The following is a 24,897-nucleotide window of genomic DNA, read 5'->3' as shown; positions in this document are numbered from 1 at the left end:
CGCGCACCGGCGGGGCCGGGGCCCCGGGCCGACCGGCGGGCCGGCCACGGGAGCGGGCGGCTACCTCTTGACCAGGACCTGCTGGGTCGGGAAGGGCGTGAGCGGCCGCTCACCCTTCGCCAGGGGCGCGGCGGGGCCGCACAGGGCCTGGAGCATGTGGTCCCCGAGCGCGAAGTCGATCGCGTGGGGCTGGAGAACGCCGTTCTCGTCGATCCGCTGGTACTTCATCAGGTTTATCCCCAAGGAGAGCTGGCGGCGGCCGTCCGGGCTGGACAGCGAGAACGTGCCCATCCCGAACACCCCTCCGTCGTGGCCCCAGAACCGGCCGCACGGCAGGTCCTGGGCGTAGAGGCCGAGCCCGTAGTTCATCAGGACGTTGCCCTGGCCGTCGGTGACCGGCACCGTGGTCTGCATCTGGGCGAGCTGCGCGGAGCCGAGGAGCCTGCCGCCCAGCAGAGCCCGGTAGAACCGGTTGAGGTCGTCCATCGTCGAGACGACCGCACCCGCCGTACCCGCCCAGGACATGTCGTAGACGCTGTAGTCGCGCGGCGGGTCGATGTAGCCGTAGAACGACTCGTAGGCCTTGGAGTGCGGCCCGGGGATCAGCGGCGTGCGCGGGAATGAGGTGTCACGCAGCCCGGCCTTGCGGATCACGTGCCGGGTGATGTACGGCTCGGCGGCGGCGCCGGTCACCTTCTCCAGGAGCAGGCCGGCGATGATGTAGTTGGTGTTGGAGTAGGACCAGTTCTGTCCCGGCTCCCCCGTGGACGGCGCCTCCAGGCCGAACCTCACCAGTTCCCCGGGGGAGAAGTCGCGGAAGCGGTTGTCGTCCAGGCTGGCGGTGGAGCCCTGCTGGAACGAGGGGAAGGCACCGGAGACGTAGTCGCCGATGCCGCTGGTGTGGTTGAGCAGCATCCGCACCGTGATCTTCTGGCCGCGCTCCCCCGGGATCAGCTCGGGCAGGTAGCGCGAGACGGGCGCGTCCAGCTCGATCCTCCCCCGTTCGACCTGCTGGAGGAGCGCGACCGCTGTGAAGGTCTTGGTGATGCTGCCGACCCGGTGGAGCATCCGGGGGTGGACCGGCCGCTTGGTGCGCACGTCGGCGACCCCTGCCGCCCCGCTCCAGTCGGCGCCGGCGTCCCGCACGGCGGAGTAGGTGCCGTACATCCCCGGCCTCGCGGATCGCGTCGAGGCCGCGCCGGAGCGCCTCACGGTCGAGTCCGGCCGACGCGGCCGCCGGCCCGGCCAGGGGGCCGGCCGTCGCGGCGGGTGCGGCAGCCCAGGTGGCGGGTGCGGCGGCCCAGGTCACGAGCACAGCGCTCAGCCCGAGTCCGGCGATCGTCCGTCCGCGGTGGTGGGGTCGCGCGAGAGTCATCGCCCGTCAGCTCCTCAGGTCCGGAAAATACGACATGACGATCATCGCAATCCGGTCACGGCCCTCCCTCCTCTCTCCGGATGATCCGGCCTTCATCCGCCGGTACGAAGCCGCCTCGATGTCATATGACAACCGTCATCCACCCGGTATGACAGCCGTCACCGGACGGCCACCGGGGAGGACGCCCCGCGCACCAGCCGGGCCGGGGCGCCGGAGCCGTCGGCGGGGACCGACCAGACGTCCGGCCCCTTGGCGTACATGACCGTGCGCCCGTCGAGCCAGGCGACCTGGTCGTCGACGCTGGCGGTCTCGGCCAGGGGCGTCTCCCGCATGGTGGCCAGGTCCAGCAGGTGCAGGCGCCACATCCGGCCGGGGTCGGCGGAGACGCGCTTCTTGAACACCAGACGGGTCCCGTCGGGGGACAGCGACGGGCACTCGGCGTTCTCCCTGAGCGTGCGGGCCTGCCATCTGCCGTAGTCGCCCTCGACGAGGTAGGTCTTCCCCTTGGTGGCCACGGTCGCGTAGAACCGGTTGTCGTCGGCGGCGAAGGTGACCCCCCAGTAGTTCACGTCGGCGGCGTGGTAGCGGCGGCCGTTCAGGGTCAGCGGGATGTCCTCGATGTTGGTCACCGCGTAGCCGGTGCGGGTGTCCAGGATCCCGCTCCAGGTGGAGAAGCCGCCCTCGCTGTAGGAGTCGCCGGTGACGAACACCGTCCACGACGCCATCCGGCCGCTCTGCGACATCCTGGCCCGGTTCGGGATGCCGGCCAGCTTGACCCGGCGGGTCTCCCGCATCGAGCGGTCGAGGATCACCGCGTGCGTGGTGGCCACCGGTCCCGGCCGGGCCACCAGGCAGATCGAGGTCCCGCCGCCCGTGGAGAAGCGGTCGCAGGCCAGGCCGCCGCCCGCGGGCGCGGCGGAGGTGTCCGCCAGCGGCACCCCGGCCACCCGGCCGGCCGCCGTACGGAACATCAGCTGCCCGGGACGGAGCACGCCGCCCGGCCCCGCCTGCCCCGCCTGGGCCGGGACGGGGTCGCGGCGCGCGGCCCAGGCCGCGTAGCCCGCCGCCGCGCCGCCGAGGACGGCGAGGGCGGCCAGCAGCACCAGCAGGCGCCGTAGCGGGGTCATGCGTGCCTCCTCACGACGGACCAGGCGCCGAGCACGCACACCGCGAGCCCGGCGGCCATGGCGGCGAGCCCCTGCGTGCTCCCCCACACCGTCCAGACGGCGCCGAACAGGACCGAGGAGAACAGCCGGGCGGTCGCCTGGCCGGTCTGGAGCAGGGCCAGGCCACTGGTACGCAGGTGGGCGGGGAGCATCGGCCCCGCCACGGCCATCAGCACGCCGTCGGTCGCGGCGTAGAAGACCCCCTGCAGGGCCAGCACCGCCACGAGCCACCCCGGTCCGATGAGCACGAGGTAGGCGGCGACCAGCGCCACGTGCCCGGCCAGGAAGACCGGGATACGGCCCACCCGGTCGGCGAGGCGGCCGACGGGCACGGCCAGCAGGAGGTAGACGGCGGCCGTGCCGATCGGCAGCAGCGGGAAGTACTCGGCGCCGAACCCGCCGCGCTTCTGCAGGAGCAGGTAGACGAACGCGTCGCTGAGCGTGACCAGGCCCAGGGCCGCGGCCACCACGCACACCCGCCGGAACGCCGCCTCGCGCAGCAGCCCGAACGCCGCGCGCGGCGAGGTCGCCGACCGCGGGCCCGGCAGCGGCATGCGCCGGTCGCGGACGTACATGACCATGAGCAGCACGCCGAGCACGGCCACGCAGAAGCTGACCACGAACACCGCGTCGTAGGCGCCGCCGGTGCCCATCAGGACGGCGAACGCCACCAGCGGGCCGAGCAGCGCGCCGAAGGTGTCCATGGCGCGGTGCACGCCGAACGCCTGCCCGAGCCCGTCCGGCGGGACGCTCAGCGAGATCAGCGCGTCACGCGGGGCCGTCCGCAGCCCCTTGCCGGTCCGGTCCACGGCGATCACCGCGCCCAGCGCCGCGACCGAGCCGCCGGCCGCGAGCAGGGCCGGCTTGCAGAGCGCCGACAGCCCGTATCCGATGCCGGCGACCAGCTTGCGCCGCTGCCACCGGTCGGCGAGGTTGCCGCCGGCCAGGCGGACCAGCGCCGTCACCCCGAAGGAGAGCCCGTCCAGCAGGCCGAACTGCAGCAGGTTGAGCCCGAGGGAGAGCGTCAGGTAGAGCGGGAGCACGGCCGTGACCATCTCCGAGGAGATGTCGGTGACCAGGCTGACCGCCCCGAGCGCGAGCACGTTCCCGGGGACCGCCCAGGAGAGCCGGGACCGCGGACGTGCTCCGTCCGCGGCCCGGCTTGCCGAGATGTACATCTAGTGGCAGGTGTAGGTGGGGCTGGTGTCCTTGACCGCGCCATCGGTCCCGATGAGCTGCGAGGAGAACGTGTCGGGGCCGAACTTCAGCTTGAGCACGCCGTAGATGTCCTTCAGCCGCTTCAGGCTGTTGGGCTGGACGTTCTCGATGTTGTACGGCGAGGCGCCGCCCATCCCGCCGAGGATCTCCACGATGCCGTCGGGGGCGGCCTGGGCGTCCGGGTTCTGCGGGGCGAACCGCTCGTAGTGGTGGTCGTGGCCGTTGAGCACCAGGTCGGCGCGGGCGTCGTAGAGGATCTTCCAGACCGGCTTGCTCACCGGGTCGTTGCCGTGCTCGCCGGAGCTGAACAGCGGGTGGTGCCAGTAGGCGGCGACGCAGCCCTTGGTGGTCGCGGCCAGGTCGGCCTTGAGCCAGTTGATCTGGGCCGCCTGGTCGAAGTAGTTGGAGTCGAGGGCGATGAAGTGCCAGTTGCCCCGGTCGTAGCTGTAGTAGGTCTTGCCCTGCGGGGTGGCGATGGAGCCGAAGTAGCCCTTGTATCCGGCGTAGGTCCCGGCCGGGTCGTAGGTCTCGTGGTTGCCGGCGGCCGGGCGTGTCTTGCTCTTGAACTTGCCCCAGGTCTTGTCGTAGTAGTTCTGGAAGTCCGAGAGCCGGGCGTCGTCGTACTGGTTGTCGCCCATGGTGATGACGAACTCGGGGTTCATCGCCTGGACCTGCGCCGCCGTCTTGGGATGGGCGCAGGAGCTGGAGCTCGCGGTGCACTGGGCGGCGATGTCGCCGGCCGCCGCGACGACGAAGGAGTCGCCCGGGGGCACGCTCGGGGTCACCGTCGGGGTCGGGCTGGGCGTGCTGGTGCCGCCGCCGAACACCTGGAACTCGTACAGGGAGTAGCCGTACTCGGTGCCCCTGGCCGTGCCGTACATGCGGACGTAGCGCCCGGAGCCCGACAGGCCCGTCAGGTCGTCCTCGCCGCCGTCTCCGCTGCTCGTGGAGTAGACGGTCGTCCAGGTGGCGGCGTCGTCCGAGACCTGGATCCTGTAGGCCTCGCCGTACGCCGCCTCCCAGAACAGCTTGACCCGGGAGATCGGGGAGACCGCGCCCAGGTCGACGCGGATCCACTGCGGGTCGCTGCCCTCCAGGGAGGCCCAGCGGGTCGAGGTGAGGTTGCCGTCGACCGCCTTGCCCGAGCTGTAGGAGGAGCCCTCCTTGGACGAGGAGGCGGCGGGCTTGCCCTGCGACAGCAGGGTCTCGGCCGCTTCGGCGCGGCCGGTGGCGACGAGGACTCCGGCGAGGAGGGCGGCGAGCGCCGCGAGGGCCGGCAGGAGGCGGTGGGGGACGGATCGGGACGTCGTTGAAGACACGTGCTGTCTCCTGGGGGGTGAGAGACGGGGATCACGGCGTCGACCGCGACGCCGTGCGACACGCGGCCGGGGCAGCACATCTCTCACTGAGCGCGTCACGTCCCCGGGAGGGACGCCGCGCCAAGCCGCTCACCGGCATACTGGCAAGCGGCCGGGCACGGTGTCAACGGAAGTTAGGAAGGTTTCCTAACTTGTTCCCGATCGTCAAGCTCCGAGACAGGCCGGACCCAGGAGCTGCTTCAGATCTCCCATCAGGGCCGGGGAGGGCGCCACGCGCAGGCGGTCGTCCAGGCGCACGATGGTGGTCTTCGGGCCGTTGTGGACCTGGAGGTGGACCTCGGTGGTGCCGGGATGGGCGGTCAGGACCTCCTTGAGGCGGCCGACCACCGGAGGGGTGCAGCGGGTCAGGGGGAGGCTGACCGCCAGGGGGCCGCCGCTCTCGCGGGTCAGGTCGGGAGCGGTCACCTCCATCGCGATGATCTTTCCGACGTCCTCGCGCTTGTCCAGGCGGCCCTTGACGAAGACGATGGCGTCCTCGGCGAGCACCGTCGCGCACAGCTGGTACGCCGAGGGGAAGATCATCACCTCGATGGCGCCCTCCAGGTCCTCCAGCATGGTGAGGACCCAGGTGTCGCCCTTCTTGGTGACCTTGCGCTGGACGCCGCTCAGGATGCCGCCCACCGTGACGACCTGGCCGTCGGAGCGGTTCTCGTCCTGGAGCGCGGCGATCGAGCAGTCGGCGCCGGAGGCGAGGATGTGCTCCACGCCGAACAGCGGGTGGTCGGAGACGTAGAGGCCGAGCATCTCCCGCTCGAACTGGAGCAGGGTGGTCTTGTCCCACTCCCCGGGCGGGATCTGCACGTCGAAGGTCTGGTCCTCGGCGCCCTCGACCGCCCCGAACAGGGAGTCCTGCCCCTGCGCCTCGTTCTTCTTGATCCCGATGATGCTGTCGACGGCCTGCTCGTGGACCATCACCAGGCCCTTGCGCTCGTGCGCGAACGAGTCGAAGGCGCCCGCCTTGATCAGCGACTCGATGACCCGCTTGTTGCAGACGACCATGGGAACCTTGCGCAGGAAGTCCTTGAAGTCGGCGAAGCGGGTCTTCTCCCTGCGCGCGGCGATGATCCCGTCGACCACGTTGCCGCCGACGTTGCGGATGGCCGACAGCCCGAACCGGACGTCGGTCCCGCGCGGGGTGAAGTCGAAGTCGGAGTCGTTGACGTCCGGCGGCAGCACCTTGATGCCCATGCGCCGGCACTCGTTCAGGTAGAGGGCCGACTTGTCCTTGTCGTCCTTGACGGAGGTCAGCAGGCCGGCCATGTATTCGGAGGGGTAGTTGGCCTTGAGGTAGGCGGTCCAGTAGGAGACCAGGCCGTAGGCGGCGCTGTGCGCCTTGTTGAAGGCGTAGTCGGAGAAGGGGAGCAGGATGTCCCAGAGGGTCTTGATCGCGGCGGCCGAGTAGCCGTTGTCCTTCATGCCCTGCTCAAAGGACTCGAACTGCTTGTCCAGCTCGGACTTCTTCTTCTTGCCCATCGCGCGGCGCAGCAGGTCGGCCTTGCCGAGGGAGAACCCGGCGACCTTCTGCGCGATGGCCATGACCTGCTCCTGGTAGACGATCAGGCCGTGGGTCGTGCCGAGGATCTCCTGCAGCGACTCCTCGAACTCGGGGTGGATCGGGGTGATGTCCTGCAGGCCGTTCTTGCGCAGCGCGTAGTTGGTGTGGGAGTCGGCGCCCATGGGCCCCGGCCGGTACAGCGCGCCGACGGCGGAGATGTCCTCGAAGTTGTCGGGCTTCATCAGCCGCAGCAGCGACCGCATGCCGCCGCCGTCCAGCTGGAACACGCCCAGGGTGTCGCCGCGGCCCAGCAGCTCGTAGGTCTTGCGGTCGTCCAGCGGCAGCTTCAGCAGGTCGATCTTGGTGCCGGTGTTGGCCTCGATCATCTTCAGGCAGTCGTCGATGATCGTGAGGTTGCGCAGGCCCAGGAAGTCCATCTTGAGCAGGCCGAGCGTCTCGCAGGTCGGGTAGTCGAACTGCGTGATGATCACACCGTCGGAGTCACGGCGCATGATCGGGATGTAGTCGGTCAGCACCTCCGAGGACATGATCACGCCGGCGGCGTGCACGCCGGTCTGCCGGATCAGGCCCTCCAGGCCCCGGCCGAGGTCCATCGCCGACTTGACGTCGACGTCCTCGTCGTACAGCTTGCGCAGCTCACCGGCCTCGTTGTAGCGCGGGTGGTCCTTGTCGAAGATGCCCGACAGCGGGATGTCCTTGCCCATCACCGCGGGCGGGAACGCCTTGGAGACCTTGTCGCCCAGCGCGTACGGATGGCCGAGGACGCGGGCGGCGTCCTTGATGGCCGCCTTCGCCTTGATGGTGCCGAAGGTGGCGATCATGGCGACCTTGTCGGCGCCGTACTTCTCGGTCACGTAGCGGATCACGTCGCCGCGCCGGCGCTCGTCGAAGTCGATGTCGACGTCGGGCATGGAGACGCGGTCGGGGTTGAGGAACCGCTCGAAGATCAGGCCGTGCGGCAGCGGGTCGAGGTCGGTGATGCCCAGCGCGTAGGCCGCCAGCGAGCCCGCCGCCGAGCCACGGCCGGGCCCGACCCGGATGCCGTTGTTCTTCGCCCACATGATGAAGTCGGCGACCACGAGGAAGTAGGAGGGGAACCCCATCTGCAGGATGACGTTCATCTCGAACTCGATCTGGGCGCGGTGCTCCTCGTCGACGCCCTCGGGGAAGCGCCGCTCCATGCCCTTCCAGATCTCCTTGCGGAACCAGCTCTCCTCGCTGTCCCCCTCGGGGATGGGGAAGGTCGGCATCAGGTTCTTGAAGCCGAACATGCCGGTCGGGTCGACCTTCTCGGCGACCAGGAGCGTGTTGCGGCAGCCCTCGGCCCACAGGTCGGAGGAGTCGACCGCGCGCATCTCGTCGGCGGTCTTGATGTAGTAGCCGCTGCCGTCGAAGCGGAACCGGTCGGGGTCGGCGAGCTGCTTGCCGGTCTGGATGCACAGCAGCGCGTCGTGGGAGGTCGCGTCCGACTCGTAGGTGTAGTGGGAGTCGTTGGTGACCAGGGGCGGGATGTTCAGGTCCCGGGAGATGCGGGTCAGGCCGTCGCGGACCCGGCGCTCGATGTCGAGCCCGTGGTCCATGATCTCCAGGTAGTAGTTGTCCCTGCCGAACAGCTCCTGGAACTTCGCCGCCGCCGCGAGCGCCTCGTCGTACTGCCCCAGGCGCAGGCGGGTCTGGACCTCACCCGACGGGCAGCCGGTGGTGGCCATCAGCCCCTCGGAGTGCTCGGCGAGGGTCTCGGCGTCCATCCGGGCCCACTTGCGCACGAAGCCCTCGGTGTAGGCACGCGAGGAGAGCTTCATCAGGTTGGTCAGACCCTTGGCGTTCTTCGCCCAGATCGTCATGTGGGTGTAGTAGCCGCCGGCCGACACGTCGTCGCGCTTCTGGTGGGGCTCGCCCCACAGCACCGGCTTCTTCTGGTGGCGGGAGGCCGGCGCCACGTAGGCCTCGATGCCGATGACCGGCTTGATCCCGGCGCCGGTGGCCTGCTTGTAGAAGTCGTAGGCGCCGTGCATGTTGCCGTGGTCGGTGATCGCGATGGCGGGCATGCCCAGGTCACCGACCTGTTTGAACATCTGCTTCAGACGAGCGGCTCCATCGAGCATGGAGTACTCCGTGTGAACGTGAAGATGCACAAACGAGTCGGACATGCGTCCCCGTTCCTCCCCTAGTCGCGTGTCGGCGTGGGAAGCCTACGCGTGTTTGCCGTCCGCCGCCGCACCCCCTCGACACACACTTTGCCACCACTCGGCCCCTCCGCGGTCGCACACTCTGAGCGATGATCGGCTACTTTGGGTGACGATATTTCTGAGCTGGGCGTACGGGGGGAACATGTGAAGACCGACGAGGGCTACAGCCACGCGCTCGGCAACCGCCAGGTGCAGATGATCGCGATCGGCGGCGCGATCGGCGTCGGGCTGTTCCTCGGGGCCGGCGGGCGGCTCCAGGCGGCAGGTCCGGCACTGGTGCTGTCGTACGCGGCCGCCGGGCTCGCGGCGTTCTTCGTCATGCGGGCCCTCGGCGAGCTGGTGCTCTACAAGCCGACCTCGGGCTCGTTCGTAGAGTACGCCGCCGACTTCGTCGGACCGTGGGCGGCCTTCGCCAGCGGCTGGATGTACTGGATCAACTGGGCCTTCACCGGCATCGCCGAGCTGACCGCGATCTCCATCTACGTGAGCCTGTGGGCCCCGGAGTTCCCCCGGTGGCTGACCGCTCTCATCTCGCTGGGGTTCGTGCTGGCCGTCAACCTGCTGTCGGTGCGGCTCTTCGGCGAGCTGGAGTTCTGGTTCGCCCTGCTGAAGGTCCTGGCCATCTGCGCGTTCCTGGTGACCGGCCTGGCACTGGTGATCTTCGGTTTCGAGCTGGGCGGCAGCACCGCGGGGGCGGGGAACCTCGTCGCGCACGGAGGCTTCTTCCCCAACGGGTTCCCGCTGGCGCTGATGAGCCTGCAGTCAGTGATCTTCGCCTACTCCTCGATCGAGCTGGTCGGCATCGCCGCGGGCGAGACGGAGAACCCCCGGGAGGTCATGCCCAGGGCGATCAACGGCGTGATCTGGCGGATCGTGGTCTTCTACGTCGGCTCGGTCCTGCTGCTGGCCATGGTCCTGCCGTGGACCGCCTACGGCCCCGGCCAGTCCCCGTTCGTGACGGTCTTCGCCGCGCTCGGCGTCCCCTGGGCCGCCGACGCGATGAACCTGATCGTCATCACCGCCGCCCTGTCGTCGTGCAACTCCGGCCTCTACTCCACCGGCCGGATCCTGCGCGCCATGGCCCAGAAGGGCGAGGCCCCCGCCTTCGCCGGGCAGCTCAGCTCCCGCCAGGTCCCCTACGGCGGCATCCTCATCACGGCGACCGTGTTCGTCGCCGGGGTCGTCCTGTACTACTACGTCCCGGAGCGCGCCTTCAACATCGCCACCGCGATCGCCTCGCTCGGCGTGATCACCACCTGGGGCACCCTGCTGTACTGCCAGATCCGGCTGCGCCGCGCCGCCGAACAGGGCCTGCTCGAACGCCCGCCCTTCCGGATGCCGGGCTCGCCGTACACCGGCTGGCTCACCCTGGCCTTCCTCGCGCTGGTGATGCTGCTCATGCCGTTCGCCGACGCCGACCAGCGCATCGCCTTCTTCTGCATCCCCCTGCTGGTCGCCGCCATCGCCGTCGGCTGGCGGATCGTCGACCCCCGCCGCCGGCGCGCCGGGGTGCCCCTCGACTGACGCCCTGCGCGGGCACACGCCGCGGCCGGTCGGCATCCGGCACCCTGCGTGTGCCCGCGCCGCGGCGCCCCGGACCGGCCCTCCGGGGACGGGCCCGCGCGCGGCGGGCACGGGCTCAGTCCTGACCGCTTACCCTGCGCTCCTCCGCCAGGTGCAGACCCGCCTCGATGACGGCGTTCATGATGGGCGCCAGCCGTACCTCCCCCAGGCCGGGGGCGCGGCGGGCCATCTCGGCGACCAGGCGGCGCTCGCGGTCCATGTCGCGGCCGGCGAAGCCGCCGACGGGCTTGAGCCGCTGGATGGTGCCGGCGAGCTCGGCCCGGCGTTCGAGGAGGACCGCCAGGGCCGCGTCGACCCGGTCGACGGCGCCGCGGGCGGCGAGGACGGAGTCGGGGGTCTCGCGGCGGGTGACCGCGCCGACGATCTTCACGGCCTCCTGGGCGTCGAGGACGGCCCGCTCGCCGGCGCCGGGGGCCAGCAGCAGGCCGTCGGCGCCGGCGGCGATGGCGGCGGCGGCCAGCGCGGGGTCCTCGCCGAGGTCGGCCAGGACGGGGCGGCCGGACTTCTCCCGGGCGGCGCGCATCAGGGCCAGGTCGAGCGTCACCCCGGCCAGGTGCGTACGGCTGCCGCTCTCGCAGAGCACGACCTGGTCGTTGCCCTCGGCCACGCAGTAGTCGGCGATGGCCAGCCACTCCTCCAGGGTCGCGGCCGGGCCGCGCTGGACGAGCACCGGCAGGCCCAGGCGGGCGACCGCGCGGACCAGCTGGAAGTCCTGCATCCAGGCCGCGCCGACCACCACGCCGTCGGCGCTCGCGACGATCTCCGGCAGGTCCGCCGTCGAGAACGGCTCCACCAGGATCGGCCCGGCCCACTCGGCGCGGACCGCCGCCACCGCCTCGGCGGCGGGCACCCCCCCCGTGGTGGTCGCGCAGGTTGACCCAGCGGGCGTCCGCGCCCGGGCCGCCGACCACCACGGCCGGTCCGGCCCCCACCGTGAGCGTCCCCAGCTTCACGGCGCCGCGCTCCAGGTGTGCGGTCAACAAGGACATCTCGGCTCCTCATGCTCAGCCGGCACCCATCCGCGAGCCGGCGCATCGTCAGAAACAAAAAAGGCAGAGACTGGGTCTCTGCCTCGTGCCGGCTCCGGATGGTCGCTAGATCACGCTGTCACGACCGGCCCTCCGGAGCCGGCTCGATAAACGCGAAATAGCAAGTCATGGTATTGACGATAGGCCATCTCCCCAACACGCGCCACTTGCTGGACAACACGTCTCGGATTGTGGACACTCAGGCCGTGCGGGAGTCGATCACCCTTCTCGGCCTATGAGAGTATTCGGGGGTTTAGAAAGGGGTAGGTGCGGTTGATGGCCGAAGCACAGTCTTCTGAGGGACGTCGCATTGCCGCCCGCTACCACCTGCGCGAGCCCATCGGCCGGGGTGGCATGGGCATCGTCTGGCGGGCCCACGACGAACTCCTGGACCGCGAGGTCGCGGTCAAAGAGGTCCGCTACGCGGACATGCTCGGCGAGGACAACCAGGAAGACTTCAACCGGCGCACCAAGCGCGAGGCGCGTGCCGCCGGGCGGCTGACGCACCCGAACGTGGTGGTCGTCCACGACGTGGTCGAGGAGGACGGGCGCCCCTGGATCGTCATGCAGCTGGTGGAGTCCCGCTCCCTCGGCAAGGTCCTGCGGCAGGACGGTCCGCTCCCTCCCGAGCAGGTGGCGGAGATCGGCCTGCAGATGCTGGACGCGCTGCGCGCCGCGCACGCCCAGGGAGTGCTGCACCGGGACGTCAAGCCGGAGAACGTGCTGATGGCCCACGACGGCCGGGTGGTGCTGACCGACTTCGGCATCGCGACGCTGGAGACCGAGACCGCGCTGACCATGACCGGCATCGCGGGCACGCCCGCGTTCATCCCGCCGGAGCGGATCAAGGGCGGCAGCGCCCAGCGCGAGTCGGACCTGTGGTCGCTCGGGGCGACGCTGTACGCGGCCGTGGAGGGCAAGCCCCCGCACGACCGGGGCGGGGCGCTGCCGACCATGCACGCCGTGCTGAACGACGAGCCGGAGCCTCCGGTCCGCGCCGGACGGCTGCTGACCACGGTGCTCGACGGGCTGCTGCGCAAGGACCCGGCCCGGCGCATGTCCTACGACGAGGCCGCGAGGCTGCTGCGCGAGGTGGCCGACGGCGGCAAGCAGCGGGCCGCCAAGCCCGCCAAGACCGCCGTCATGCCGGCCGTGACCACCTCGGCGACGGCCGAGACCGACCCCGGGATCAAATACGAGCCGGAGGGCTTCCCCGCGACCGGCGTGCAGCTGGGTTCCGCCGCGCCCGCCCCCGCGAAGAGCCCGCCTCCCGCCGCACCGGCGCCGCGGGAGCCCGTCGTGGAGGTACGGCAGGAGCCCGCTTCCCGACCGGCTCCCGAACCCGCCCCCCGGCCGGCTGCCACGCCCGCTTCCCGACCGGCTCCCGAACCCGCCCCCCGGCCGGCCCCCAAGGCGAGACGGGACCCCTTCCCGCCGCTCAGGCCGGAGCCCAGAGCCGAGCCGGTCCCCGCGCCCAGGCCCGAGCCGGTCCCGCCGGCCCCCCGGGATCCCGGCGTCCGGGACCTGTCCTCCGCGGCGACCTCCGCCCCGGTGCACGGACCCTTCTCCACCTCGCCGACGGCGTTCTCCCGGGGATCCCGGTCGCCCGTGAAGCGGGGCCTGCTGGTGCTCGTGCCCGCGGTCCTGATCGTCGGGGCGGTCGCCGGCTGGCTGGGGATGCGCAGCCGCGAGTCGGACGGCCTGCAGGCGCCACAGGCGAACACGGGCAAGCCGGCCGCCTCGGCCGGACCGGCCAAGACGACCGCCGACGCCACCCCGTCCACCTCCCCGAGTCCCGCGCCCAGCCCCACCAAGACCAAGGAGAAGGAGAAGGAGGAGTCGAAGCTCCCCGACGGCTGGCACATGCACAAGGACAGCAACGACTTCTCGATCGGGCTGCCCAAGGGCTGGAAGGTGGACAAGCGGCCGGGCCAGCAGGTGTGGTTCCGCGGACCCGACCGGACGAGCTTCGTGTTCGTCGAATACGTCGCCAAGGCGGGTCCTGACCCGAAGAAGGACTGGTACACCGGCGAGCGGGCCAGCCGGGGGAGCTTCCCGGGCTACGAGCGGATCCGGATCGAGAAGGTCGACTACATGGAGAAGGCCGCCGACTGGGAGTTCACCTGGAACACGAGCTCGGGCAAGGCCCGGGTGCTCAACCGGGGATTCGTGACCAAGGGCGGCCGGGGATATGCGATCTACTGGCACACCCTGGCCAAGGACTGGAAGAAGAACATGCACCTCTTCGAGGGGTTCGCCCGGACCTTCTCGTCGAAAAAGTGAGGGCCGCCCCGACCGGCTACGATTCGTGAGTTTGGGAGGGGCGAGAGAATGACCGAACGGAAGGTGGCGGGCCGGTATCGCCTGCTCGAACCCATCGGCGAGGGCGGGATGGGCGTCGTCTGGCGGGCCCACGACGAGCTTCTCGACCGGGTCGTGGCGGTCAAGGAGGTCCGTCACCGCGGGATCGACGAGGCCGCGCGCACGGAGATGAACCGGCGGACGATCCGGGAGGCCAGGACCGCCGGCCGGCTCGACCACCCGTCCGTGATCATCGTGCACGACGTGGTCGAGGAGGAGGGCCGGCCCTGGATCGTCATGCAGATGGTCCGGTCGCGCTCGCTGGGCGAGGTCGTCCGCGCGGACGGGCCGCTGCCCCCCGAGCGGGTCGCCTCGGTCGGGCTGCAGGTGCTGGGCGCCCTGCTGGCCGCGCACGCCGCCGGGGTGCTGCACCGTGACGTGAAGCCGGAGAACGTGCTGCTGGCCGACGACGGCCGGGTCGTGCTGACCGACTTCGGGATCGCCTCGATGACACAGGAGACCGCGATCACCCGGACGGGCGGGATGGTCGGCACCCCGGCCTTCCTCCCCCCGGAACGGCTCCACGGGCTGGCGGCCACCCCCGAGTCGGACCTGTGGTCCCTCGGGGCGACGCTGTACGCCGCCCTGGAGGGGCGTGCGCCGTTCGAGCGGGCCACGGCCGCGGCGACCATGATGGCCGTCCTCCACGGCGAGCCCAGCCCCATGACGCACACCGGTCCCCTGGCCGACGCGGTCCTCGGCCTGATGACCAAGGACCCCGCCATCCGGATGACGGCCGAGCAGGCCACGGCCCTGCTCAGCCGCGCGGCCCATGGGCAGGTCCCCGGCCGGTACGACCCCGCCGGCATGGCGGGGCCGGCCGCACCGCCCCCGCACCCCGGCACGGCCACCCGCCACACCCAGCCACCCCACCCGGGTGCCCCGGCGGGCCACGACGGCTCTCCGTACGCCGCCCGGCAGCCGCACGCCGGGCAACCGCCGTACCCGTCGGAGGCGTCGTCGTATCAGGCGGGGGCGGCACCGGGCGGGTGGCAGCCGCAGCACGCCGGGCAGCCGTCCCATCCCGGCCCGGCACAGCCGTCCTACGGCGACAGCCCCGCCCATTTCGGGCAGCCGTCCTACCGGAACTCCCCCACCCACGCCGGGCAGCCGCCCCACCAGGACGGGGCCGCCCACTTCGGGCAGCCGTCCCATCCCGGCGACCCCGCGCAGCGGCCCTACGGCGACAGCCCCGCCCATTTCGGGCAGTCTCCCCCGGACGATCCCGCCCACCCGCGGTGGCCGCACCAGGGGCAGCCCACCGACGCCGGGCGGCTCGCCCCTCCGGCACGCCGGTCGGGGACGGGGCGGGTGGCGCTCGCGGTCGGGGTGCCCGCGCTCGTGGTGGCGGTCGGGGTGGGGGGATGGCTGGTGCTCCGGGAGGGGGACGGCACGCCGTCGCCCTCGCCGACGACCACGGCGGTCGTCACCGGCGGGCCGGCCGCCTCCGCCACACCCTCCAGGACCCCGCAGGCGACCCGCACCCCGTCCGCCCGCCCGACCACGGCGATCCCGGCGGGCTGGCGGCTCCACCGGGATCCGATGGGCTTCACCGTCGCGGTGCCCAGGGGCTGGGCCGTCAAGCGCTTCTCCGGACGCGACAGGGTCGAGTTCCGGCCTCCCGGCAAGAACGGCTTCCTGTGGATCGAGTCGACCGAGGACCCCGAGACGGACCCGGTCAAGCACTGGGAGAAGGTGGAGCGGGGCGGGCTGAAGCAGAACATCTGGCCGGGCTACGAGCGGATCAGCATCACCGCGCTGAGATACCGCGGCCTGCCGGCCGCCGACTGGGAGTTCACCTACCTCAGGGACAAGGTCAGGATGCGCGTCCTGGACCGTGGCTTCCGCACGCTCACGGGCCGCCCGTACGCGATCTACTGGGAGAGCCCGGACGACGGCAGGTCGAACCGGACGTTCTTCGACAGGTTCACCGAGACCTTCCGGCCGTGACCGACCGGGAGGCGGCGCGCTTCTGGCGCAGCCCCGGGGCTGCCGGGGGTGGACCTGCTCAAGGCCAGGTACGTCACCCACCGCTTCTCCCGGCACGTGCACGACGGCTACGCGATCGGGGTGATCATGTCCGGGGTCGAGGAGTTCGACTACCGGGGCGCCCGGCACCGCGCGGGCACGGGGAGCCTGGTCCTGGTCAACCCCGAGCACGTGCACACCGGCCAGGCGGGCGAGCCCGGCGGCTGGGCCTACCGGATGCTCTACCCGTCGATCGAGGTCATGTCGGGCATCGCCGCGGAGCTGGCGGCCGGGCGCGGCACGCCGCACTTCCCCGAGCCCGTCGTCTCCCACCCGCACGCCGCCGCGCTGCTGCGGGCCGCGCACGACGCCGCCGAGCACGGCGACGGCCTGGCCTCCTCCACGCTCGCCCGCACGGCCTTCGGCGCCCTGCTCAGGCATCACGCCGCCCACCGCACGGCCGACGCGCGGCCCGCCAGGGAGGACCGGGCGGTACGGCGGGCGCGGGAGATCCTGCACGAACGGCTCGTCGACCCGCCCACGCTGGAGGATCTGGCGCGGGCCGTACAGGCGAAGCCCTTCGCCCTGATCCGGGCCTTCAAGGCGGTCACGGGCCTGCCCCCGCACGCCTATCTCAACACGCTCCGGGTCCGGCGGGCCCGAGGACTGCTCGACTCCGGCACATCGGCCGCACAGGTCGCCACCGACGTGGGTTTCACCGACCAGGCCCACCTGACCAGGCACTTCAAGCGGGTCGTGGGTGTGCCGCCCGGCGCGTACCAGCGCGCAGGAACGTACAAGACGGCATCAGAAAACCGGACATAACCTCGTTCCCATGGATACAACCACTCGTTCCTCAGCGGTCAGGGACGGACTGGGCGTGGGGATCGCCGTGGGACTTTCCGGACTGGCGTTCGGCGCCGCCGCGGTCACCGCCGGCCTGAGCGTCGCGCAGGCGTGCGTGCTGAGCCTGTTCGCCTTCACCGGCGCCTCGCAGTTCGCCATGGTCGGCGTCGTCGCCGGCGGCGGCAGCCTGGCCGCCGGCACGGCGGGCGCGCTGCTGCTGGGAGCCCGGAACGGCCTGTACGGCCTGCGCATGTCCGACCTGCTCGCGGTCCGGGGCTGGCGCAGGCTGCCGGCGGCCCACGGCGTGATCGACGAGACGACCGCGGTGGCCCTGGCCCAGCCCGACGAACGGTCCGCCCGGACCGGGTTCTTCGTCACGTTCATCAGCATCTACCTGACCTGGAACCTCACCACCCTGCTCGGCGCGGTGGGCACCTCCCGGGTGGCCGACCCTGCCGTGTTCGGCCTGGACGCGGTGGGCCCCGCGACGTTCCTGGCCATCCTGTGGCCCCGGCTCACCGGCAGCGGTCCCGAGACCCGCTCGCTGCGGCTGATCGCCGGCGGCGGCGCGGCGATCGCGCTGGCCACGACCCCGTTCACCCCGCCGGGCGTGCCCGTGCTGATCGCGGCGGCCGCCGTGCTCGCCGTGATCCTGAGGAGGCCGAAGTGACTGTCTGGTGGGCCATCGTGATCACCTGCGCGGGCTGCTACGCGCTGAAGCTCGCCGGACTGTCGGCTCCGCGCCAGGTGCTCGACCATCCGACGGTGCAGCGCTTCGCCGCGCTGGTCCCGGTGGCGCTGCTGGCCGCGCTGATCGCGGTGCAGACCTTCGCGCACGGGCAGCAACTGCACTTCGACGTGCCCCGTACCGCCGGGCTGGGGGCGGCCGTGGTGGCGCTGCTGCTGCGCGCACCCTTCCTGGTGGTGCTCGCGACGGCCGCCGTCGTCACGGCCGCGCTGCGCCATTTCATGAGCTGACACCGGCGGCGCCGCCGTACCGTGCCACGCCCCTCGTCCCGCGCAGCGAACCATCAGACCGCGTGACATATCCGGATTGTCCGGGTCGAACGGGGGTAGCCCGACGTCCATGACCGATTCTCAGGGGCTCATCGGCGCTCGGTACCGGCTGCTCGAACATATCGGCCGGGGAGGCATGGGCACGGTCTGGCGGGCGCGCGACGAGGTGCTCGGCAGGGACGTGGCGGTCAAGGAGGTCATCCCCTCCCCCGACCTGACCGGCCCCGAACGCGACGTCTTCACCGTACGGACGCTCAGGGAGGCCCGCGCCGCCGGGCGGATCGGCCACCCGGGCGTCGCTACGGTCTACGACGTCATCGAGGAGCAGGGGCGTCCGTGGATCGTGATGCAGCTCGTGGACTCCCGGACGCTCGGAGCCGTGGTCCGGGAGGACGGGCCGCTGCCGCCGGCACGGGTGGCGCAGATCGGGCTCGAAGTGCTCGGGGCGCTGCTCGCCGCACACCAGGCGGGCGTGCTGCACCGGGACGTCAAGCCGGACAACGTGCTGCTGTCGAAGGACGGGCGGGCCGTGCTGACCGACTTCGGCATCGCGGTGCTCGAAGGCGACTCGTCGGTGACCAGGACCGGCGCCCTCATCGGCACCCCGGCGTTCATCGCGCCGGAACGGGCGAGCGGAGGCCCGGCGGAGTTCGCCTCCGACCTGTGGTCGCTGGGCGTGACGCTTTACATGGCGGTCGAGGGGCGTTCCCCCTTCGAGCGCGCCCACCCGCTGGCGACGCTCAGCGCGGTCATGCACGAGGAGCCTGCCCCGCTGAGGTTCGCCGGATCGCTGGGCCCGGTGGTCTCCGGCCTGCTCCGCAAGGACCCCGCGCAGCGCATGTCCGCCCACGATGTGCAGATCCACCTGAGGGCGATCGTGAACGGCACCGAGCCGCAGCCCACCGCGCCCATCGCGCTCCCGGTCCCGCCTCCCCGCGCCCCGGTCCAGGCCGGCGCGGCGGTGCCCTCGACGGACGCGGACCCCGGGGTGGCCGGCCGCGGAGGACGGCGGCGTCCGGCCGTCGCGGCCCTCGCGGCCGCGGTGGTCGCGGTGGCCCTGACATCGGGTGGAGCCGCCTGGGTAGCCCTGAACTCCTCCGCCGGGTCGCCGGAAGGACCCCCCGCCTCCGTGAGCGTCCCCGCCAAGGACGACACGCCGAAGGACAAGACCGAGCAGGCCAGGCTGCCCGCCAAGAAGAAGGATCCCACCCCGGACACGAGCGGCGACGGCTCGTATCGGCCCTCCGCCCCTCCCTCCTCGGACCAGCCCCGGCAGAACCGCCCGTCCCCGTCGGAGGAGCCGACGCGGGACGGCTCGAAGAACGGTTCGAAGGACGGCTCGAAGGACGACTCCGGGGACAAGCCCGGCAAGGATCAGGGCGAGGACCAGAGCGAGGACTCCGGCAAGAAGCCCGGCCAGGGGTCGCAGGACGACTCCGGGGACGACACCGGCCAGGACCCGGGGCAGGAGCAGGGGCAGGACGACACCCCTGGGCAGGAGTCCGGAGACGACGCCCCCCAGGACCAGGGACAGGGCCAGGAGGGGCAGCTGGCCGAGCAGGCCGGCTACAACGGCGGGACGAGCGCCTCCGGCAAGACCGGGAACACGTCCGACGGCAAGGTCAAGAAGGCCAAGAAGGCCAAGTAGCCGGCGCGGAGACGGGCGGCCGCTACGACTCGCTGCCGACGATCTTCAGGGCATGGGCCAGGTCATCAGGGTAGTCGGTGGTGAAGGAGACCCACTCGCCCGTCGCGGGGTGCTCGAAGGCCAGCGAGACCGCGTGCAGCCACTGCCGGGTGACGCCCAGACGGGCGGCCAGCGTGGGGTCCGCGCCGTACATCATGTCGCCGACGCACGGATGGCGCAGCGCCGACATGTGGACCCGGATCTGGTGGGTCCGGCCGGTCTCCAGCTTGATGTCGAGCAGCGACGCCGCGCGGAACGCCTCGATCGTGTCGTAGTGGGTGACCGACTCCTTGCCCCCGGCCACGACGGCGAACCGGCCGTCTCCTGAGGGGTGGCGGTCGATCGGCGCGTCGACGGTGCCGCGCAGCGGGTCGGGGTGCCCCTGGACCAGGGCGTGGTAGCGCTTGTCGACCGTGCGCTCCTTGAAGGCCCGCTTCAGGTGCGAGTAGGCGTGCTCGCTCTTGGCCACGACCATGGCGCCGGTGGTGTTGGCGTCCAGGCGGTGCACGATGCCCTGGCGCTCGGCGGCGCCGCTCGTCGCCACCCGGTGCCCGGTGCCGAGCAGGCCGCCGATCACGGTCGGCCCGGTCCAGCCGGTGGTCGGGTGAGCGGCCACGCCGATGGGCTTGTTGACGACCACGATGTCGTCGTCCTCATAAACGATCTTCATGCCCGGCACCGGTTCCGCGACCGGCATCGGCGCGGTGGGCGGCGGCGGCAGGGTGACGTCCAGCCACGCGCCCGCGTGGACCCGGTCGGACTTGGCGGCGGGCGAGCCGTCCACCAGCACGTCACCGGAGACGATCAGCTCGGCCGCGCGGGTGCGCGAGAAGCCGAACAGCCGGGACAGGGCGGCGTCGAGGCGCTCGCCCTCCAACCCGTCGGGGACCGGGAGACTCCGCTGCTCAGCCATTGCTCTTGTGCTCCCCCGTGTCGCGCGTGCCGTCGATCTGGTAGCCCCGCCAGGCGAGGATGACGGCCAGGATTCCGCCGCAGACGATCGCCGAGTCTGCCACGTTCCAGACCGGGAAGTGCCCGGGGAAGGTCTCGATGAAGTCGACGACGTGCCCCTGGAAGGGCGAGGGCCGGCCGAAGCCCGAGGGCCAGCGCAGGAGCCGGTCGGTCAGGTTGCCGAGCGCCCCGCCGAGCATCAGCCCCAGCGTGATGGCCCAGGGCAGGCTGCGCAGGTGCCGCGCGGTGCGCAGGATGGCGATCACCACGCCGGCCGCGACGAACGTGAAGACGATCGTCATGCCGGTGCCGATGCTGAACGCCGCCCCGGAGTTGAAGATCACCCGGAACTGGAGCAGGCCGGGGATGACGACGAGCGGCTCCCTGCCCTCAAGGGTCCTCAGCACGACCGTCTTCGTGATCAGGTCAAGAATGTAAACAATCGGTACAATCGTCGCGAGCACGGCGATCCGCCGCACTCCGGACGGGGCGACCGGAGCCACCCCGTCAACGGTGTCGCCGGTCAGCGGGGCGACCGGAGCCGCCCCGTCGACGGTGTCGCCGGTCAGCGGCGCTCCTCCCGCTGCTTGCAGGCCACGCACAGCGTCGCCCTCGGGAACGCCTGAAGACGTTCCTTGCCGATCGGCTTGTGGCACGATTCGCACACTCCGTAGGTTCCCGCGTCGATCCGGGCGATCGCCCGCTCGTTCTGCGCGACCAGGTCGCGCGAATTCAGGGTAAGGGCGATCTCGCGTTCCCGTTCATAGGTGCGGGCCCCGGCGTCCGCCTGGTCGTCTCCCGCACCGTCCGTAACATCGCTCGACGCGATCTCGGTCTCGGCCTTGGCGATCTCCTGGTTCAGCTCCGCGATCTCCGTGGCCAGCCGCTTGCGGACTTCCGCCAGCTCCGTGGCCGACCAGGTGACGACGGTACCGTCCTGTGACGGCGCCACAGCGCCCTCGTCTGCGCGTACAGTCGCGGCCATGTCGGCCTCCTTGCTCGATCGGACCGTAACCAATGCGGTAAACGGTGCGGGCAGCTTAGGTCTCCCATAACAGAACGGCAAACGACCCGCCGTGATGTTTACCACTCCCGTAACATCCGGCCCCTTCCTCCCGATTCCCTCGTCCCTCCGATATCGGGAAGCTTTGAGCAGGCCAGTGCGTTATCGTTTGAGCCTGCAAGGCGTTGATGGGGACAATCACCTCCGCTCCCCCTCGCACGAGCGACCCGGGGACGGTGTGAGCCCGGGGCGAGGACCGGAGGGAAAATCACCCCGGAGCCGCCGGAAGAACAGCCGCCTCGGCCCAGTAGACCCGGCAGCAGACCGAAGGAAGAGGGCCTTCCCATGTGAAGGTCAAGGAGGGTGGTACCGCGGGGCCCGAGGGTCTCGTCCCTCCACGCCACTGCCAGCACCAGCGTGGAGGTCCCGCCCGTCATGTCCGCCTATTTCCGCTCTCTTCCCGCGCAGGTCGATCTACCCGCGCTCGAACATGAGGTGCTCGACCGCTGGCGTGACGGAAAGGTCTTCGAGCGCTCGGTCGAGCAGAACACCGACGGTCCCAACTGGGTCTTCTACGAGGGCCCGCCCACCGCCAACGGCATGCCCGGCGTCCACCACGTCGAGGCCCGGGTGTTCAAGGACGTCTTCCCCCGCTACAAGTCGATGCAGGGCTACAACGTGCCCCGCAAGGCCGGCTGGGACTGCCACGGCCTGCCGGTCGAGGTCGCCGTCGAGAAGGAACTCGGCCTGTCCGGCAAGAAGGACATCGAGGAGTACGGCGTCGCCGAGTTCAACGCCAGGTGCCGCGAGTCGGTGCTGCGGCACGTGGACGCCTTCGAAGAGATGACCGAGCGGATGGGCTACTGGATCGACCTGTCCCAGGCCTACCGCACGATGGACCCGAGCTACGTGGAGTCCGTCTGGTGGTCGCTCAAGGTCGTCTTCGACAAGGACCTGCTGTTCCGCGACTTCCGGATCACCCCCTACTGCCCGCGCTGCGGCACCGGCCTGTCCGACCACGAGCTGGGCCAGCCCGGCGGCTACGAGACCGTCTCCAGCCCGTCGGTCTACGTCCGCATGCCCGCCACGTCGGGCCCGCTGGCCGACCTCGGCGCCTCGCTGCTGATCTGGACCACCACCCCGTGGACGCTGGTCTCCAACACCGCCGTGGCCGTGCACCCCGACGTGACCTACGTCGCGGCCCGCCCCGCCGGGTCCGACGAGGTGCTGGTGGTCGCCGAGCCGCTGCTGGTCTCCGCGCTGGGCGAGGGCGCCGAGGTGCTGGCCTCCTTCCAGGGCGCCGACCTGGAGCACACCACCTACTCCCGCCCCTTCGAGCTGGTCGACATCCCCGGCGCGCACTACGTGGTGCTCGGCTACTACGTCACCACCGAGGACGGCACCGGCCTGGTCCACCAGGCCCCCGCCTTCGGCGCCGACGACCTGACGACCTGCAAGCGGTACGGCCTGCCGGTGGTCAACCCCATCGGCCCCGACGGGCGCTTCCTCGACAGCGTCCCCCAGGTCGGCGGGCAGTTCTTCAAGGACGCCGACGAGGACCTCACCGAGGACCTCAGGGCGCGCGGCCTGCTCTACCGGGGCGGCCACTTCGAGCACAGCTACCCGCACTGCTGGCGCTGCCACACCGCCCTGCTCTACTACGCGCTCCCCGCCTGGTACATCCGCACCACGGCGATCAAGGAGCAGCTCCTCGCCGAGAACGAGCAGACCAACTGGTACCCCGAGACGATCAAGTGGGGCCGCTTCGGCGAGTGGCTGCGCAACAACGTCGACTGGTCGCTGTCCCGGTCGCGTTACTGGGGCACGCCGCTGCCGCTGTGGGTCTGCTCCGCCGACGAGTCGCACATCACCTGCGTCGGCTCGCTGGAGGAGCTGAGCCGGCTCTCCGGCCAGGACGTGTCCGCCCTCGACCCGCACCGTCCCTACGTGGACGACATCACGCTGCCCTGCCCCACCTGCGGGGCCGAGGCGCGCCGGGTGCCGGACGTGATCGACGCCTGGTACGACTCGGGGTCGATGCCGTTCGCCCAGTGGGGCGCGCCGTACCAGAACGCGGACATGCTGGAGAAGGCCTACCCGGCGCAGTTCATCTGCGAGGCCACCGACCAGACGCGCGGCTGGTTCTACTCGCTGATGGCGGTCGGCACGCTGGTCTTCGGCAGGTCCTCGTACGAGAACGTGCTCTGCCTCGGCCTGATCCTCGCCGAGGACGGCCGCAAGATGAGCAAGCACCTGGGCAACGTGCTGCAGCCGATCCCGCTGATGGACCAGCACGGCGCCGACGCGCTGCGCTGGTACATGGCCTGCGCCGGCTCGCCGTGGGCGGCCCGCCGGGTCGGGCACGGCGCCCTGGAGGAGATCGTCCGCAAGGTCCTGCTGACCTACTGGAACACCGCGTCGTTCTTCACCCTCTACGCCAACGCCGAATCGTGGTCGCCGTCCAGGCTCTCCGAGGCCCCCCCGCACGCCGAGCGCCCGCTGATCGACCGCTGGGTGCTGGCCGAGCTGCACCGGACGGTGGCCGAGGTCACCGCGTCGATGGACGAGTTCGACACCGCCCGGGTCGGGCGGCGGCTGGCGGAGTTCCTCGACGACCTGTCCAACTGGTACGTGCGGCGCTCCCGCCGCCGCTTCTGGTCCGGTGACGCCTCGGCGTTCGCCACGCTGTACGAGTGCCTGGAGACCGTCACCCGGCTGATGTCACCGGTGGTGCCGTTCATCACCGACTACGTCTGGGACGTGCTGCGCGCCACCGAGGCCCCCTCCTCCGTTCACCTGGCCGCCTGGCCCTCGGTGACCGAGGAGCTGCTGGACCCCGCGCTGTCGGAGCAGATGGCGCTGGTCCGCCGCCTGGTGGAGCTGGGCCGCTCGGCCCGCGCCTCCAGCGGGGTCAAGACCCGCCAGCCGCTCGGCCGGGCACTGGTCGGCGCCCGCGGCTGGGCCGCGCTCTCCCCCGAGCTGCGCGATCTGATCGCCGACGAGCTCAACGTCCAGGGTCTGGAGGACCTGTCGGGCATCGAGGCCGACCTGGTCTCCTTCACCGTCAAGCCCAACTTCCGGGCGCTGGGCAAGAGGTTCGGCTCGCAGACCAAGCTGGTCGCCGCGGCCGTCGCCGCCGCCGACGCCGGGGAGCTCGCACGCGCCCTCCGCTCGGGTTCGGCGGTCGCGGTGGACGCCGGCGAGCTGGGCACGGTGGAGCTGAGCGGCGAGGAGGTGATCGTCACCGAGCAGCCGAAGTCCGGGTGGGCGGTGGAGACCGGGGCCGTCGACACCGGCACCGGCGAGACGGTCGCCCTCGACCTGACCATCACCGACGAGCTGCGCCGCTCCGGGCTGGTCCGCGACGTCATCCGCCTGCTCCAGGACGCCCGCAAGTCGACCGGCCTGTCCATCTCCGACCGGATCGACGTGTGGTGGTCCACCACCGACGCCGACCTGGCCGAGGCTCTGCGCACCCAGGGTGGCACGGTGGCCGGCGAGGTCCTCGCCGTCTCCCTCAGCGAGGGCTCCGGAGGCGACCTCCCGGCCCACCACGACGCCGACCTCGACCTGACCTTCCAGCTCCGCCGTACCGTCTGAGCCCCCTGG

The 24,897-nt window shown here is 71.4% G+C and carries 17 protein-coding genes; 8 read left to right on the top strand and 9 right to left on the bottom strand.

The window, feature by feature from the left end:
* Positions 1-60: 60 nt before the first annotated feature.
* The 5 genes from SROS_RS14035 to dnaE all read right to left on the bottom strand — a co-directional run bounded on the left by SROS_RS14035 (position 61) and on the right by dnaE (position 8,804).
* Positions 61-1,212 (bottom strand): serine hydrolase domain-containing protein, encoded by a 1,152-nt coding sequence (locus tag SROS_RS14035; RefSeq protein ID WP_012889597.1) that lies wholly within the window; start codon positions 1,210-1,212, stop codon positions 61-63.
* 321 nt (positions 1,213-1,533) lie between these two features.
* Positions 1,534-2,502, bottom strand: a complete 969-nt coding sequence (locus SROS_RS14030; protein WP_012889596.1) for a TolB family protein — start codon at positions 2,500-2,502, stop codon at positions 1,534-1,536.
* Positions 2,499-3,719: an MFS transporter gene (locus SROS_RS14025; RefSeq protein WP_012889595.1), complete on the bottom strand. Its 1,221-nt coding sequence runs from the start codon at positions 3,717-3,719 to the stop codon at positions 2,499-2,501. Before SROS_RS14025 ends, SROS_RS14030 begins: the two co-directional genes overlap by 4 nt.
* Positions 3,720-5,078, bottom strand: a complete 1,359-nt coding sequence (locus tag SROS_RS14020) for a galactose-binding domain-containing protein (RefSeq protein WP_012889594.1) — start codon at positions 5,076-5,078, stop codon at positions 3,720-3,722.
* Positions 5,079-5,282: 204 nt separating this feature from the next.
* Positions 5,283-8,804: a DNA polymerase III subunit alpha gene (gene dnaE / locus SROS_RS14015; protein ID WP_012889593.1), complete on the bottom strand. Its 3,522-nt coding sequence runs from the start codon at positions 8,802-8,804 to the stop codon at positions 5,283-5,285.
* Positions 8,805-8,987: 183 nt separating this feature from the next.
* Between dnaE and SROS_RS14010 the strand changes: the two genes are divergently transcribed.
* Positions 8,988-10,367: an amino acid permease gene (locus SROS_RS14010; RefSeq protein ID WP_043651993.1), complete on the top strand. Its 1,380-nt coding sequence runs from the start codon at positions 8,988-8,990 to the stop codon at positions 10,365-10,367.
* Between the two features lie 115 nt (positions 10,368-10,482).
* Here SROS_RS14010 and SROS_RS54210 read toward each other — a convergent pair whose 3' ends face one another.
* Positions 10,483-11,277 carry a chorismate mutase gene (locus SROS_RS54210; protein WP_012889591.1) on the bottom strand — a complete coding sequence of 265 codons (795 nt, stop codon included), beginning with the start codon at positions 11,275-11,277 and terminating at the stop codon, positions 10,483-10,485.
* A 454-nt stretch (positions 11,278-11,731) separates the two neighbouring features.
* On the opposite strand from SROS_RS54210, the gene SROS_RS13995 reads away from it, so the two are divergent.
* The 6 genes from SROS_RS13995 (at position 11,732) to SROS_RS52900 (ending at position 19,295) form a co-directional block, all read left to right on the top strand.
* Entirely contained in the window at positions 11,732-13,738 is a 2,007-nt protein-coding gene (locus tag SROS_RS13995; protein WP_012889590.1) for a serine/threonine-protein kinase, read from the top strand.
* Positions 13,739-13,786: 48 nt separating this feature from the next.
* Positions 13,787-15,766, top strand: a complete 1,980-nt coding sequence (locus tag SROS_RS52910) for a serine/threonine-protein kinase (protein ID WP_012889589.1) — start codon at positions 13,787-13,789, stop codon at positions 15,764-15,766.
* Positions 15,767-15,814: 48 nt separating this feature from the next.
* Positions 15,815-16,609: an AraC family transcriptional regulator gene (locus SROS_RS52905; RefSeq protein WP_012889588.1), complete on the top strand. Its 795-nt coding sequence runs from the start codon at positions 15,815-15,817 to the stop codon at positions 16,607-16,609.
* 10 nt (positions 16,610-16,619) lie between these two features.
* Positions 16,620-17,300: an AzlC family ABC transporter permease gene (locus tag SROS_RS13980; RefSeq protein ID WP_012889587.1), complete on the top strand. Its 681-nt coding sequence runs from the start codon at positions 16,620-16,622 to the stop codon at positions 17,298-17,300.
* Positions 17,297-17,608, top strand: a complete 312-nt coding sequence (locus SROS_RS13975; protein ID WP_012889586.1) for an AzlD domain-containing protein — start codon at positions 17,297-17,299, stop codon at positions 17,606-17,608. Before SROS_RS13980 ends, SROS_RS13975 begins: the two co-directional genes overlap by 4 nt.
* A gap of 109 nt (positions 17,609-17,717) precedes the next feature.
* On the top strand, positions 17,718-19,295 hold the full coding sequence (locus SROS_RS52900; RefSeq protein ID WP_012889585.1) for a serine/threonine-protein kinase: 1,578 nt from the start codon (positions 17,718-17,720) through the stop codon (positions 19,293-19,295).
* Between the two features lie 22 nt (positions 19,296-19,317).
* Here the strand turns inward: SROS_RS52900 and SROS_RS13965 are convergent, their stop codons facing one another.
* The 3 genes from SROS_RS13965 to SROS_RS13955 are packed head-to-tail and all read right to left on the bottom strand — an operon-like array spanning position 19,318 to position 21,270.
* Entirely contained in the window at positions 19,318-20,247 is a 930-nt protein-coding gene (locus SROS_RS13965) for an RluA family pseudouridine synthase (RefSeq protein ID WP_012889584.1), read from the bottom strand.
* On the bottom strand, positions 20,240-20,887 hold the full coding sequence (locus SROS_RS13960; protein WP_245564634.1) for a signal peptidase II: 648 nt from the start codon (positions 20,885-20,887) through the stop codon (positions 20,240-20,242). The genes SROS_RS13965 and SROS_RS13960 overlap by 8 nt, the downstream gene beginning before the upstream one ends.
* The gene (locus SROS_RS13955) at positions 20,851-21,270 is read right to left on the bottom strand and encodes a TraR/DksA family transcriptional regulator (RefSeq protein WP_043651988.1); all 420 of its coding nucleotides are present in this window, start codon (positions 21,268-21,270) and stop codon (positions 20,851-20,853) included. The genes SROS_RS13960 and SROS_RS13955 overlap by 37 nt, the downstream gene beginning before the upstream one ends.
* Before the next feature lie 453 nt (positions 21,271-21,723).
* On the opposite strand from SROS_RS13955, the gene ileS reads away from it, so the two are divergent.
* The gene (gene ileS / locus SROS_RS13950; RefSeq protein WP_012889582.1) at positions 21,724-24,888 is read left to right on the top strand and encodes an isoleucine--tRNA ligase; all 3,165 of its coding nucleotides are present in this window, start codon (positions 21,724-21,726) and stop codon (positions 24,886-24,888) included.
* The last annotated feature ends 9 nt before the right edge of the window (positions 24,889-24,897 follow it).

The organism is Streptosporangium roseum DSM 43021, from assembly GCF_000024865.1.
Taxonomy (GTDB): Bacteria; Actinomycetota; Actinomycetes; order Streptosporangiales; family Streptosporangiaceae; genus Streptosporangium; species Streptosporangium roseum.
The sequence above is the reverse complement of the archived record's forward strand: the minus strand, read 5'-3'. Positions and strand labels throughout refer to the sequence as shown.

What these genes read in the sequence shown, in the direction of transcription:
- SROS_RS52900 (WP_012889585.1), top strand. Translation starts at nt 17,718, where the DNA reads ATGACCGATTCTCAGGGGCTCATCGGCGCTCGGTACCGGCTGCTCGAA.
- SROS_RS14025 (WP_012889595.1), bottom strand. Translation starts at nt 3,719, where the DNA reads ATGTACATCTCGGCAAGCCGGGCCGCGGACGGAGCACGTCCGCGGTCC.
- ileS (WP_012889582.1), top strand. Translation starts at nt 21,724, where the DNA reads ATGTCCGCCTATTTCCGCTCTCTTCCCGCGCAGGTCGATCTACCCGCG.
- dnaE (WP_012889593.1), bottom strand. Translation starts at nt 8,804, where the DNA reads ATGTCCGACTCGTTTGTGCATCTTCACGTTCACACGGAGTACTCCATG.
- SROS_RS14030 (WP_012889596.1), bottom strand. Translation starts at nt 2,502, where the DNA reads ATGACCCCGCTACGGCGCCTGCTGGTGCTGCTGGCCGCCCTCGCCGTC.
- SROS_RS13965 (WP_012889584.1), bottom strand. Translation starts at nt 20,247, where the DNA reads ATGGCTGAGCAGCGGAGTCTCCCGGTCCCCGACGGGTTGGAGGGCGAG.
- SROS_RS13955 (WP_043651988.1), bottom strand. Translation starts at nt 21,270, where the DNA reads ATGGCCGCGACTGTACGCGCAGACGAGGGCGCTGTGGCGCCGTCACAG.
- SROS_RS13995 (WP_012889590.1), top strand. Translation starts at nt 11,732, where the DNA reads ATGGCCGAAGCACAGTCTTCTGAGGGACGTCGCATTGCCGCCCGCTAC.
- SROS_RS52910 (WP_012889589.1), top strand. Translation starts at nt 13,787, where the DNA reads ATGACCGAACGGAAGGTGGCGGGCCGGTATCGCCTGCTCGAACCCATC.
- SROS_RS13980 (WP_012889587.1), top strand. Translation starts at nt 16,620, where the DNA reads ATGGATACAACCACTCGTTCCTCAGCGGTCAGGGACGGACTGGGCGTG.